Origin of the sequence: Enterococcus asini ATCC 700915, from assembly GCF_000407365.1 — a bacterium.
GTDB lineage: Bacteria > Bacillota > Bacilli > Lactobacillales > Enterococcaceae > Enterococcus_C > Enterococcus_C asini.
Map to the genome: position 1 here is coordinate 304,464 of NZ_ASVU01000002.1, position 12,653 is coordinate 317,116.

Genomic DNA, 12,653 nt, shown 5'->3' on the forward strand with positions numbered 1-12,653 from the left:
ACGGATATAGAATCAACTGTCGCTGGTCTTTTGACTAGTTACTAGACATAAAAAAAGCCTAGGAGTTTTTGAAAACTCCTAGGCTTTTATCCTACCGTGTACACAATTACTTGTGTGTTTTCTCTCGGACCAGACCAGTTAGACTGCGGAACCCTAGAAAACTTTTTTATGAAATTCATTCGAGTGTAGCACAGCTAGTTTTTCCGGTTAACTTTTAGCAATGCACTGTCCCAAGTCCGGGTAGTGAAACTCGTGCCTTTTCTCAAAATCCGTGGGGGGAGTAGGGGACAATAGATCGAATCTCCCGTCTTTAGCGCTTAAATATATTTCATATAAGAATGGGCGATACTTGGGAAGATGTAGATCAATTCTTCCTGATCCGGGGCCTTGATGTGCTGATTCATCACATCTAAGAGGCCATTCACTGTTTCTACCGCATCGGGCCCGACGTTTGTTACGCCGACTAAATAGCCCTCTTGATCATGGACAAAGGTAATCAGATTTAAGGGATCATTGCCCACTTGATGAAACCAGTCTTTGGCGCCATAGTCCACAGAAGTCAGGGTGTAGCGATCGGGATTGGCCAATGCGTCCATAGGCGTAACACCGGCTGTGGCGATTCGCGGAGAAGTGAAAACCGTTTGCGCGATAATCGGATACTGGATGGCTTCTTTGGTTTTCCCGGTAAATAGCCGAGCGAGGTATTGGGATTCATAAGCCGCTACCGGTGTGATTTTCGGAACAGACTTCACCAAGACATCCCCGGTGGCATAAATATGAGGTAAATTCGTTTGCAAGTAGTCGTTGACGGGAATTCCTTCAGGAGTGGTGGCCAAGCCAATGCCTTCAAAGTTCATCCCTTCGAGCCGGGGAAGGCGCCCTGTGGCATCTAGTACATAATCGGTCAGATGTCGATAGCCGTTTGCTCCTACTAATTCAATTCCTTGGCTTGTTTGCCGGGCTTCCTGGATGGTTTCGTTGTAGTGGAATTTCACCCCGCGGTTTGTCAAATCTTTGACGACTTCTTTGACATAAGGGGGATAAAAGTCCCGAAGTACTTCTTGGCCCCGTAAAATAACCGTCACATCGGCGCCAAAAGCATTCGCCATCGTAGCGGATTCCATGGCAATATAGCCACCGCCAATTAAGGTGATTCGTTTAGGCATTTGAGGCATGGCCAGAAAATCCGTGCTGTCGTGAAAGAACTCACTGCCTGGAATAGCCATTCGATGAGGCAGCCGTCCGGTGACTAACACGATTTTTTCAGCGGTATAGCTTTTCTTTTCCACCACAAGGGTGTGTTCATCTTGAAAGACACCATGGCCAATGATTGTTTTGACACCGGCATCTTCTAGCTTTTGCTTGTTGGCGGCAGCTAATTGATCGATTACCCCGTGTTTATGAGCCATGGAATCGGCCCAGTCTAATTGGGGAAATCCTGTTATGCCTTGTCCTTGTAGCGCTTCGATTTGTCTGAGTAAATCAACAGGGCGGTCCAAGGTGATTTTGGCATTGCAGCCCCGATTGGTACACACACCACCAAATAATCCTTCCTCAATAACCCCTACCCGCAGCCCGGCTTTAGCCATGGGAATGGCACCATTCCAAGCACCTTGGCCACTGCCTAAAAATAATACATCAAAATCCATCTGATTCGCCTCCTTTCTTTTTACCATACCATTTGTTTCGCAAAAAGAAAAAGAAAGCGGGTGTAAAAGTGTGAATTTTGACGCTAGTTGAACTAGCTAGATTTGTGGGGCATTAAAATTTGCTTCCCGATATTGCACAGGAGACTGGCCAGTTTTTTTACGAAAGAGGCGGCTGAAATAATGCGGGTCCTCATAGCCGACTTTATTGGCGATTTCACTAATAGGATAGTGTAAATCGGTTTGCAGGAGTTCTTTGGCCTTGTCCAAACGGTATTGAATCAAAAGATCGGAAAAGGTGCTCCCGTATGCCTTTTTCAAAAGTTTGTTCAACTGAGAGGTGCTGATAAAGAGTGCTGTGGCCGCTTGTTGCAAAGAAACAGAACGATCTGGATAATTTTGCTGGATGTATTGGTACGCCAAGTGAGCAAGATCCGGCTGTCCCACAGGAACCACTGGAGGCGTCGGTTTTACTCGCTGTTCCAAGTCTTGCAAAAGTTTGATTAAGTCAGACTGGGGGATGGGCTTCAATAAGTAGTCTTGCACCTTTAACGTCAGGGCTTTGCGCACATATTCAAAATCATCATAGCCGCTAATCACGACGATTAAAACAGAGGGAAACCGTTTTTTGATTAGGGCAATCAGGTCTAGTCCGTTGAAATCTCCCAGATTAATGTCAATCAGGGCAACATCCACCCTTGTTTTTTCAAAGGTTTCTAAAGCGGTCTTACCGTTTTTGGCGGTTAAGACTTCTGAAAAGAAAGGGGCGGACTGACGAATATAAGCTGCGAGGCCTTCACGAACGGGTTTTTCATCATCAACGAGTAATAGGGTTGCCATTTGCATCCTCCGATTTTGTAAGATAAGGAACAAAGATGTTCACTTGGGTTTTCGCCGAGTTGCTAGTCAATTGAAGTCGAGCTTCCTTGCCGTAAATCAATTGTAGACGTTGGCGAATGTTTTGTAAGCCGTATCCTTTTCCAGTAGTAGCAGGGGGTGGGTCATTCAGGGCAGCCAGTTGGGCAGCTGGGATGGGGTTGCCGTTATTCGCTACGGTAATCTCCATGCCGGTTTTTTTCTTTTGAATCTCAATCCAAAGTTTGGACGAACGCTCGGTTTGGGTGCGTATTCCGTGATCAATGGCATTTTCCACCAAGGGTTGCAATAGAAAATGCAGCAGAGGTTCCTTTTGTAAATCTGGATCCACAGTGATGGCGACAGTCGCCAGTTCTTCATGTCGAATCTGTTGAATGGCCAAATAGCAGCGGACATGAGCGACTTCATCAGCGACCGTGGTTAATTCTTCTCCTTGATTTAATCCTTTACGAAAGAAGGTGCTTAAATTTTCGAGCATTGCCAAGGCGCCTTGTTGATCACCACCTAAGACCTGCCATTGAATCGCGTTCAACGTATTGTATAAAAAATGTGGCTGAATCTGTTCTTGCAGAACACGTAAAGAAGCTCGTCGGTATTTTTCTTCATTTTCATATACTTTATCCAAAGTATGGTTGAATACTGTGCCCAGTTCCGCAATTTCTTTAGGATTATCGATGGTCACCCGAATCTGTTTATCTCCGGTTTGGACTTGGAGCATGGTATCCCGCAACAGGATAATCGGCTGCAAAATGGCTTTAAAGAGTAGCAGCGAAAAGAGTCCTAACAATAGCAACACAATCAGCATGACGATTTGTAAAATTCGCAGAAGCTCTTCAGTGGAGCCACCTAAGGCTTTTTTACGGACGATGTAGGTCACCTGCCAATCAGGCAAATACGTCAGTGCGCTGGTCAAAAGAATTTCCTTGTCTTGATCGATCGCGGGAGCCGGTGTATCTGCACCTAAGAGCATCCCAGTCCCGTCATAAAGGTCCAGATCTTTGGCTAAAGAGCGAACTTTTTTCAAAGGAACGGCGGCTGATAGAAAAGCCGTTTGATCTTCCAGGGGTTGCGACAAGCGGTAAAAAATTACTACCGCCGCTTGGTGATCTTCCTTTGAAATCAGCTGGTTGCTAACGGTATAGTCTAAATCCTGGGCCAACATTTTCTGATAATAGGAGCGATTTCTGACCGAAAATCCTGGAATAATTGGATTGGCAGAATAGGAAGTTCCCTTTTCTGAAACCAATCGTATGGATAAATAATTTTCCGGAGCCGCCTGCACCAGATTCTCCGTTTCGGTAAAAAAACTATCCCGATCGTATTCACCGGTAGTCGGTAAGGAAGCCAACAACCGGAGCTCTGCCAAACGTTCCCCGAACCAGCTATTGATTTGGCTTGTGCGATTATCAACAAATTTTTGTGTGATAGAGCGGTTTAAGGGAATCGTATTTTGGGTTAATTCATAATGAATCGTGGCAGTAAAGGCGGCAATTAAGCCGAATGAAACGCCTAGAAAGATTAAAATTGTGGTTTTCTTGATGGAATGCATAATAGCCTCTTTGTGTTTATTTTCACGAATGGAGCAAAAAGTCCACCTGAATCTCAGAATGTCCAACTATTTTTTGATCCGCTCCTATTATACTGGATTCGTTGGAAAAATATAGGGATAGAGGAGAAAGCAATGAAAAAGATTTTTGGAGCAATCACCATGATGCTGACCGCCACATTATTGCTGACGGGCTGTGGTGGCAGTCAAAGTGCCAAAGCACAAACAATTGAAGGCGTCGGCAGTGGGAAACACGGGGATATCAAGGTTTCGGTGACCTTTGAAGGAGACCAGATTAAAGATATCAAAGTCAACGATCAAAAAGAAAATGAAGTCTTAGCAGAACCGGTCTACAACGAGTTGAAAGAAACCATCGTCAATGGCAACTCCGCAGAAGTCGATGTAGTCAGCGGCTCGACTGCGACTAGTGAAGGATATTTAGCGGCCGTGAAAGATGCCATTAAAAAATCAGGCATTAGTTTAGCCGCAGTTAAAGGGAAGAAAAAAGTTGCGAAACTGGACGATAAGCAAGACTATGATGTCGTAGTTGTTGGTTCCGGTGGGGCTGGATTTAGTGCTGCTATCGAAGCTGCTGAAGCCGGCAAAAAAGTAGTGATCATTGAAAAAATGCCAACAGTAGGCGGAAACACCTTGATTTCTGGTGGGGAAATGAACGCACCAGGTAACTGGGTGCAAAAGAAATTGGGCATTACCGGAGACTCTGTGGAAAGCTACTATGAAGACACCATGAAAGGTGGAGACAACCTCGGAGATCCGAAATTGGTTCACCTAATGGCTGAAAATGCTTTGGCTTCTGCGGAATGGTTGCGCGATGAGGTTAAGGTGGAATTTCTTGAAGACCAACTGTTCCAATTTGGCGGTCACAGTTATAAACGAGCACTGATTCCTGTGGGACATACTGGACAAGAAGTCATTACCAAGTTGAAGAAAAAAGCCGAAGCGGCCGGGGTAAAGATTTTGGTAGATACGAAAGCAGATGAATTACTCCAAGATAACTCCGGCAAAGTGACCGGAGTTGCTGCTACGTATAAGGAAAATCAAGAGGTCAAATTCACCGCCAAAGACGCAGTCATCTTAACCACCGGGGGCTTTGGTTCAAACGTGAAGATGCGCAAAGAGTACAATCCGGAATACGATGAACGTTACATGTCCACCGATACAGAAGGAACCACTGGGGACGGGATTGTTATGGCTGAAAATGTCGGAGCAGCTTTGACTAATATGGAAAGCATCCAAACGTATCCGATTGCCAATCCAAAAACAGGCGTGATTTCCCTCTTGGCCGATACTCGCTTTGATGGGGCGATTTTAGTCAATCAAGAAGGCCAACGTTTTGTGGAAGAATTGGAACGTCGGGATGTAATTTCAGAAGCAATTTTGGCGCAAACTGGAGGGTACACCTATCAGTTGTGGAATGATGATATCGACGGAATTTCCAAAACAAAAGCAGCTCATGAAGACGAATACGATGAATTGATTAAAGACAAATTGTTAGTGAAAGCTGATACTTTGGAAGAGGCAGCGGAGTTCTTCGACATTGATCCAGAAGCCTTGAAAGCCACCGTGGAAAAAGTCAATGAATACGCAAAAACCGGCGATGACAAAGATTTCCATCACCGAGGCGGACTGGTTTCTTTGGAAAAAGGTCCTTATTATATCGAAAAGGCCATTCCTTCCGTTCACCATACGATGGGGGGATTGGTAATCAACCAAGAGACTGAAGTACTGGATGAAGCGGGGAAAGCCATTCCTGGACTCTATGCTGCGGGAGAGCTAACCGGTGTCATCCAAGGAAGCAACCGTCTCGGGGGCAATGCGATCACCGATATTATCACTTTCGGCCGAATTGCCGGAAAAACGGCGGGCAAGCTGTAAAAATACGAAAAGTTACACGGAATAGGTCTGGATTATAAGACCTTAATCAGACACCCATGAAATGACGAGAATTCGGTCGTTTTATGGGTGTTTTTGGTCTTACTGACTGATTGAGGAACCCACCGCGTTAAGCCAGCAAAAAAACGACTGCTTATTTTATGAGGCAGTCGTTTTTTCTGTTGAACAACTTCAACCTATTCCTTTAGCGAAATATATGCTACACTTGCTGTAACGAATTCGTGACGAAAAGTGAGGTGTGTATACATGTTTGTCTTTATCGGTTGCTCTGGTGGTGGCACTTCCAGTATGTTTTGCCAAAAAATTGCACTGGCTGCGAAAACTAGTGCCGTGGCCATCAAGTTTTACGATGTGGAGACGGTCTTAAGCAATCCCGGGACTTATGGCAATGAGGCCGATGTGGTTTTAGCTTATGGGGGCATTGATTTCATTCGACCGGACAATGTAGATGAGTTTGCCCGAGTCTTTGATGCGGTTTTGGTAGCTCCCCAAGTTCGCTATCGCACCAAAGCGAAGAAAGCTCTTTTACATGACTATCCAGTGGTTGTACAAGAGCTTGATAGTCTGCTTTTTGGGCGGATGCAAGGGGATGTGGCGTTAGGAGGATTGCTGGATCTTCTGCTCGTTTTGGATGAGGAAAGAGGATATGTGACGGCGAAGGGTCGCTTAAATAAGGCCGGGGATAAAAACATGGAGATTTTTATTATGGGTGGAAACCGGCAACAGCCCTTCTTCCGGAGCTTTATCCAAGGGTTAAACAAGCGGGGCATCCGTGTTTTAGAAGAAAGTTTTCACTTGGAAAGTCTTTACGCAGAAGTAGACCAAGACTATGATCTTAGGCTTTTGTATGGCAATAGTAGTGCCTTTAATGAGCGTGATTTGCCAAAACTAGCCAAACGAATCGATCTGGTTTTGGCGGTTCCCTTGCTCTCCGTCTCCTTTGATCAAAAAAGAGCGTATTTAGCCGAATATCGAATCCCAATCATTGACTTTGATGGGCAAAACTACAGCCGAGGTGAAGGGGATGTGGAGTTAGAGCGCATCACTTCTGAGTTGATCGCCGCCAGTTTGAAGACGGAATACACCAGTGAAATCACCATTGAAAACCTAGAAGCTCCGCAGATTACTCAGAAGAAGTTTGGTCTTTTTAGTTGGACGAAAAAGGTTGGCCTCGGCTGATGAGCGCCAGCCAATTCTCGTATTCTGGGTAGCTGGAAAAAATATAGAGGACGACTTCTTTGCCCATGATGCTTTCGGTAATGGCTAGCTTTTGTGAATTTTCAAGAGCTTGGGCAATCCTTTTATTGAAACTTTCTCGATCGGCAGCTTGGGTTTTCTTAAGTGAGGCGATGATTTCCACTAAGGGAATCTGGAAAATATCAGAATGCGGTTCACCAAAAACCCGGTGCATAGCGTCGTAGGTTGTCAGCCAGACAGTCCCGCTTTTCTTGATTTCATGAGGTTCAAATTTGCCACGGAGGACTGCTTGTCGCAAGGTATTGCCCCCGGCTAGGCTCCATTTTTCCGCCGCTTCGGTAAAAGTCAGCACTCTGTTTAGATCAATCATCGCAACCTCCTGAGGTTTTTCTTTATTTTAGCATTTGCCAGCGCCTCAGCCAAGATTTTGTGAAATAGGTCGATGTCTAAAAAGTGTTTCAAAAAGGAAAACGCGGCGTTTGTTAAAATAAGTAGGGAAAGCGAATCATTACCACCCGTCTAACGGGTGGTTTGCTCTGCGGGTGTAACCCCTTGTTGCTATGGCTACGCCTAAAGACGTTATCCTTCACTTTGTTCAGGCTCAATGCCCTTGGCACTTTCACTTACCGGTCAAACCGGTTTATTTTTTTCTGAAGCCACCATCTGAAAATGGGTCTTCATATTCTCGTACACTCAATTTATCGAGTGCGATATCGTGTGATTCCTGTTCCCGAATATACTTTGCGATTGTTTTTTCGTTTAATCCCACGGTACTAACATAATATCCTTCTGCCCAAAATTTTCGATTGCCATACTTATATTTCAAGTTGGCATGACGATCAAAAATTTGTAAGGCACTTTTGCTCTTTAAATAGCCAACAAATGAAGAGATACTAATTTTGGGTGGAATACTTACCAATATATGAACATGATCTGGCATCATATGTCCTTCGATAATTTCGACTCCTTTGTACTTGCACAAGAGTTGGAAGATCTCAATTAAATCTCGCCGTACTTGATTGTAAATTAGTTTCCGTCTATACTTTGGTGTAAATACAATATGATACTTACACATCCATTTTGTATGCGCTAAGCTGTTTGTTTTATTTGCCAAAAATCCCATTCCTTTCAATTGAGCCTGAACAACCCAATTGTACGACAGGAATGGGATTTTTGGTGGCATAGCCACTGATTCTCTACCCGCATAGCGGGTAGTTTTTTGTTTCGGACGCTGTGCGACCTCAACAGGGCTCCACGCCCAACTAATCAAACAGCCCCAGAAGCAATTGCGCTTCTGGGGCTGTTTTTTATAAATACTACAGATTACCAGTTTTGATGAACTTGGGCACGAATGTATTGGTCGTAGATTTTTTGAACGCCAGCCATTTGTGCAGGGGTCAAATCCGGGATGGCAGCGGCGGTCACATTTGAAACCACTTGTTGACTTTTACTGGCACCAGGGATCACCGTAGTAATGGCGTCATGCATCAAAATCCACTTAAGGGCATAGGGAATCAAATTGTCGGTTTGGAACAAGGCTTTTAATTCCGCCACGGCTTGCAGGCCTAGATCGTAATCCACCCCAGAGAAAGTTTCGCCTTTATCGAAGGCCTCGCCGTTGCGATTGTAGGAGCGGTGGTCGTCTTTGCCAAAGGTCGTTTGTTTCGTGTATTTACCGGTCAAAAGGCCACTGGCTAAAGGTACCCGGGCGATCACACCAATCTTTTTGGCTTGTAATTTTGGCAACAGTTCTTCTCCTGGTTTTAAGCGGAACATATTAAAAATGATTTCCACGGCAGAAATCGGATATTCCCCGGCGGCTAATGCTTCACTAACTTTTTCCACACTGACCCCGTAAGACCGTAGTTTCCCTGCTTGTTGCATTTTATCGAGCTTCGTGAAAATCGCGTCTTTTTGGTAGACGGAGCTAGGGGGACAGTGGAGGAGGAGCATATCCAAGCGTTCGGTTTGCAGACGCTTAAGGCTTGCATCAGCAAAGCTTTCGATGGCTTCTGGCGTGTACATCTCTGCCGTGTGGGGATCGAGTCCGCGGCCACATTTTGTGCTAACGAAAAAGTCCGTATTGGTTTGCTTCATGAATTTCCCAATGGCTTTTTCACTTTCGCCGTCGTTGTAAATATCGGCGGTGTCAATCATGGTAATGCCAGATTCATAGGCGGTTTGTAAGATTTTCTCTGCTTCGGCGCCATTGAATGGTTCACCCCATTTGGTTCCTAACTGCCAAGTTCCTAGGCCAATCTCGGAAACTGGTGCGTCGATTTTATCGAAAGTTCGTTTATTTAACATTTCGTTTCACCTCATTGATTTTGTCTTCAATATATCATATATTACTATTACAGTAAAAAGTATAGCAATGGAGAAAACCGGCGTCAATACGGCACTTTTTTTTGCACATAGGGTAATGGAGGTAACTATTGGATGGATAAAATAAAAGTAACCTGTGAAATGGAAGTCACTTTGCGAATGATTGGTGGGAAAAGTAAGCCCCTGATTTTACATACACTGATTGAAAATGGGCCCAAACGTTTTACGGAATTGTTAGCAGAGGTTACGCAAATCTCCCAAAAAACACTGACCAATCAGCTCCGAGAATTGCAAAAGGATGGTTTAATCCATCGAGAAGTCTTTGCAGAAGTACCACCTCGGGTGGAGTACTCCATCACGGAAAAAGGCGCGACTTTGTGGCCAATCTTAGAGTTAATGTGCGAATGGGGCGAAAAAAACATGGATGAGCGCTTCGAATTAACCGCACCTCAATGTTCGTGAAGTGAAGAAATAATCGGTAGAAAAAAGCCCAAGAACCCCTCGACGTGGTGTCGTAAGGTTCTTGGGCTTTTTAGTTTAAAGACTGTTGAGAAAACTATCCCTTATATGCTGCTTCAAATAAGGCAACGATATCTTTGTGAGTACCTTTACGAGGATTAGAAAAAGCATTGCCATCTTTTAGCGCGTTGGTAGCCATCAAATCAAAGTCTTTTGGATCAGCTCCGATGGATTTGATATTTGCTGGGATACCTACATCTTCAGAGATACGTTCTAAGGCCGCAATGCCTTTTTCAGCGGCTGCCATTTTGGAAAGTCCGTCGATCGTTTCACCTAACATCACGGCGATATTGGCAAAGCGTTCTGGGCTGGCAATCATATTCCAGCGTTCCACTGTTGGCATTAAGACAGCACAGCAGACGCCGTGGGGAGCATCATATTGGCCGCCAAGTTGGTGTGCCATGGCATGAACATAGCCTAGATCGGCATTGTTAAAAGCCATACCTGCCAGTAGTGACGCATAGGCCATATTGGTGCGCGCTTCTAAATCATGACCATTGGCTACTGCTCGGCGCAAGTATTGACCGATTAATTTGATCCCTTGTTCTGCTTGGGCATCGGTGATGGGGTTGCGATTTTCGGAGACGTAAGATTCCACACAGTGACACAAGGCATCCATCCCGGTTGCGGCGGTTAGTTTTTGAGGAACATCTAACATGAGCAAAGGATCATTGAAGGAAACCAATGGGACATTTCGCCAAGAAACTACCACGAACTTCAGATGGGTTTCTTCATTTGTCAAAACGGCGTGGCGCGTGATTTCAGAAGCGGTTCCCGCAGTGGTGTTAACGGCCATTAATGGAGGCAAGGGTTCTGTTAAGGTTTCGATGCCGGCTAGTTTGGTGACATCCGCACCATTGGTCAAGACAATCCCAATTCCTTTGCCGCAGTCATGGGCAGAACCACCACCAACCGTGATTAACCCGTCGCAATGTTCTGCTTGGTATTGTGCGACACCGGCTTTTACGTTGCGAATTTTAGGATTGGGTTCAACCCCATCAAAAATTACATAGTCCACACCGGCAGCTTTCAGACTAGCTTCTGTTTGTTTTACCGGACCATTTTCTAAATTGCGTAAAAAGCTGTCCGTTACCAGCATAACTTTATGCATGTTCAACATTGTTGCTCGTTCCCCGATTTTTTCGATAACACCAGGACCAAAAAAGTTCACACTGGGCATCATAAAGTCAAAATTTGTTTTCATCAGAATCGCTCCTTTTTTTGTAAGGCAATTGGTTTTGCAAGTCATCGCAAGTTTAAGAAAGACTTTTGATGAATTGAAAACCTTTAAGTCATGAAGAACTTCATAGGTAAAACGAGGACCACCCGTCTTATGCTTTGTGGGTAAGCGCTTGAATGTGAAGAGTATCACGACTGATAAGCTAATCCTAAGCGTTGGGTCAGCAAAACTCAATGCACTTTTAGAGGGACTTTTCGCAAAAAACGATAGGACTATTTTGTGAAATAGGAATTTGTTGCTATTTTTTTCAGTAGGTTTATAATCAAATCAGAAATGTTTGTTCAAGAGCACACGAATGATTGGAAAACCGCTAAGAGGAGGCACGAGATGGCGAAACCACTGGAGATTCAGCGAGTATTGGACTTAGACAAATGGACTACTTTGCAAGAAAAAATTGCACTGGCCACGGATTTAGCATTGGTTTTGGTGGACTATCGGGGAAAGCCCTTGACGCCTCACAGCCAAGTGAAGCCTTTTTGTCGTTTGGCCCGCGCTCATCCTGAGTTGGCCGTGTATTGCGAAAAATGTGATGCCCGAGGAGCGTTAGAAGCCGTGCGCACGGAGAAACCATTTATCTATCGCTGTCATTTTGACATTATCGACATGGCGATTCCAATCATGGTGGAAGAGCACTACGTCGGGGCAATCATGGCTGGGGAGTTGCTAGTTTACGAGCATCAATCAGATTATGAGCAAGTCCTAAAACTAGATGATTTACCAGAGATTGGTTCTTTTAAAACAGCCCATGAGGAGCTTTTAGCTGATTATCCGCACTTTGAACCGGAGCAATTGGAACGAATTGCTGCCATGCTAGCGCAGTTAAGCGAGTACATTGTCACCGAAGCGGTAAAAAAAGAAGAGCTGCTGCAGCATTGCCAAGAAAATGTAGCTGGCAATCAGACTTGGACGACTCAGAATGTACCAGCGGAAACAGTGCTAGCGCCACCTCAAAGTGAAGTCACACAAGTTGAAAGTTTGGTGCAGCGTTTTGGGGAAAACGGTATCTACCAGGCACAAAATCATCAGCTACAGCCGGCCATCGATGCGGTTTTTGCCAATCAAGGCGAGCATCTAGATTTAGGTTATTTGGCACGACAGGTGAATCTCAGTCCCCCATATCTCAGTCGCTTGTTACGGATTGAATTCGGAGAGCCCTTTAGTCGGGTTTATGCTAATCTCAAAATTTATTGGGGTAAAGAGCTTTTGACCCAGTCGGATTTATCCGTTGCCGAAATTAGTGACACCCTGGGCTTTGTGGAGCCGAGTTATTTCATTCGCTCCTTTAAGAAAATCACTGGCACGACCCCTTTAAAATGGCGCCAAGGACAAAGGCCGTAAGTGTTTTTTTGGTAAAAGAAGGCTGAGTTGGGCTTTTTTACTAAGTTCAAAC

At 44.9% G+C, this 12,653-nt stretch carries 11 protein-coding genes and 1 riboswitch; of the genes, 4 read left to right on the forward strand and 7 right to left on the reverse strand.

The features are described from left to right. Positions 1-73 precede the first annotated feature (73 nt). A riboswitch (guanidine-I (ykkC/yxkD leader) is annotated at positions 74-168 on the reverse strand. A 149-nt stretch (positions 169-317) separates the two neighbouring features. The 3 genes from I579_RS11325 to I579_RS11335 form a co-directional block, all read right to left on the reverse strand. Then, positions 318-1,649 carry a dihydrolipoyl dehydrogenase family protein gene (locus I579_RS11325; RefSeq protein WP_010753541.1) on the reverse strand — a complete coding sequence of 444 codons (1,332 nt, stop codon included), beginning with the start codon at positions 1,647-1,649 and terminating at the stop codon, positions 318-320. A 96-nt stretch (positions 1,650-1,745) separates the two neighbouring features. Beyond that, positions 1,746-2,486, reverse strand: coding sequence for a response regulator transcription factor (locus tag I579_RS11330; protein WP_010753542.1), 741 nt, complete (start codon positions 2,484-2,486; stop codon positions 1,746-1,748). Continuing rightward, complete coding sequence (locus tag I579_RS11335) at positions 2,464-4,071, reverse strand: cache domain-containing sensor histidine kinase (protein ID WP_010753543.1); 1,608 nt, start codon at positions 4,069-4,071, stop codon at positions 2,464-2,466. The genes I579_RS11330 and I579_RS11335 overlap by 23 nt, the downstream gene beginning before the upstream one ends. Before the next feature lie 132 nt (positions 4,072-4,203). Between I579_RS11335 and I579_RS11340 the strand changes: the two genes are divergently transcribed. Both I579_RS11340 and I579_RS11345 read left to right on the forward strand, forming a co-directional pair. Beyond that, positions 4,204-5,964, forward strand: a complete 1,761-nt coding sequence (locus I579_RS11340) for a flavocytochrome c (RefSeq protein WP_010753544.1) — start codon at positions 4,204-4,206, stop codon at positions 5,962-5,964. Between the two features lie 264 nt (positions 5,965-6,228). Continuing rightward, entirely contained in the window at positions 6,229-7,161 is a 933-nt protein-coding gene (locus I579_RS11345; protein WP_010753545.1) for a hypothetical protein, read from the forward strand. On the opposite strand, the gene I579_RS12940 is transcribed toward I579_RS11345, so the two are convergent. The 3 genes from I579_RS12940 to I579_RS11360 form a co-directional block, all read right to left on the reverse strand. Further along, on the reverse strand, positions 7,130-7,549 hold the full coding sequence (locus I579_RS12940; RefSeq protein ID WP_010753546.1) for a helix-turn-helix domain-containing protein: 420 nt from the start codon (positions 7,547-7,549) through the stop codon (positions 7,130-7,132). The genes I579_RS11345 and I579_RS12940 overlap by 32 nt on opposite strands. 270 nt (positions 7,550-7,819) lie before the next feature. Next, positions 7,820-8,302 carry an IS200/IS605 family transposase gene (gene tnpA, locus I579_RS11355; protein ID WP_169337950.1) on the reverse strand — a complete coding sequence of 161 codons (483 nt, stop codon included), beginning with the start codon at positions 8,300-8,302 and terminating at the stop codon, positions 7,820-7,822. 200 nt (positions 8,303-8,502) lie between these two features. After that, positions 8,503-9,486, reverse strand: a complete 984-nt coding sequence (locus I579_RS11360) for an aldo/keto reductase (protein ID WP_010753547.1) — start codon at positions 9,484-9,486, stop codon at positions 8,503-8,505. 132 nt (positions 9,487-9,618) lie between these two features. Between I579_RS11360 and I579_RS11365 the strand changes: the two genes are divergently transcribed. Further along, positions 9,619-9,966 carry a winged helix-turn-helix transcriptional regulator gene (locus I579_RS11365; protein ID WP_010753548.1) on the forward strand — a complete coding sequence of 116 codons (348 nt, stop codon included), beginning with the start codon at positions 9,619-9,621 and terminating at the stop codon, positions 9,964-9,966. 94 nt (positions 9,967-10,060) lie between these two features. Here I579_RS11365 and I579_RS11370 read toward each other — a convergent pair whose 3' ends face one another. Then, positions 10,061-11,227, reverse strand: coding sequence for an iron-containing alcohol dehydrogenase (locus I579_RS11370; RefSeq protein WP_010753549.1), 1,167 nt, complete (start codon positions 11,225-11,227; stop codon positions 10,061-10,063). Positions 11,228-11,590: 363 nt separating this feature from the next. Between I579_RS11370 and I579_RS11375 the strand changes: the two genes are divergently transcribed. After that, complete coding sequence (locus I579_RS11375; RefSeq protein WP_010753550.1) at positions 11,591-12,601, forward strand: PocR ligand-binding domain-containing protein; 1,011 nt, start codon at positions 11,591-11,593, stop codon at positions 12,599-12,601. Positions 12,602-12,653 lie beyond the last annotated feature (52 nt).

Excerpts from the sequence above, each read along its gene's own strand:
- I579_RS11370 (WP_010753549.1), bottom strand. The coding sequence starts at position 11,227 with ATGAAAACAAATTTTGACTTTATGATGCCCAGTGTGAACTTTTTTGGT.
- I579_RS12940 (WP_010753546.1), bottom strand. The coding sequence starts at position 7,549 with ATGATTGATCTAAACAGAGTGCTGACTTTTACCGAAGCGGCGGAAAAA.
- I579_RS11345 (WP_010753545.1), top strand. The coding sequence starts at position 6,229 with ATGTTTGTCTTTATCGGTTGCTCTGGTGGTGGCACTTCCAGTATGTTT.
- I579_RS11325 (WP_010753541.1), bottom strand. The coding sequence starts at position 1,649 with ATGGATTTTGATGTATTATTTTTAGGCAGTGGCCAAGGTGCTTGGAAT.
- I579_RS11330 (WP_010753542.1), bottom strand. The coding sequence starts at position 2,486 with ATGGCAACCCTATTACTCGTTGATGATGAAAAACCCGTTCGTGAAGGC.
- I579_RS11340 (WP_010753544.1), top strand. The coding sequence starts at position 4,204 with ATGAAAAAGATTTTTGGAGCAATCACCATGATGCTGACCGCCACATTA.
- I579_RS11360 (WP_010753547.1), bottom strand. The coding sequence starts at position 9,486 with ATGTTAAATAAACGAACTTTCGATAAAATCGACGCACCAGTTTCCGAG.
- I579_RS11365 (WP_010753548.1), top strand. The coding sequence starts at position 9,619 with ATGGATAAAATAAAAGTAACCTGTGAAATGGAAGTCACTTTGCGAATG.
- I579_RS11375 (WP_010753550.1), top strand. The coding sequence starts at position 11,591 with ATGGCGAAACCACTGGAGATTCAGCGAGTATTGGACTTAGACAAATGG.
- tnpA (WP_169337950.1), bottom strand. The coding sequence starts at position 8,302 with ATGGGATTTTTGGCAAATAAAACAAACAGCTTAGCGCATACAAAATGG.
- I579_RS11335 (WP_010753543.1), bottom strand. The coding sequence starts at position 4,071 with ATGCATTCCATCAAGAAAACCACAATTTTAATCTTTCTAGGCGTTTCA.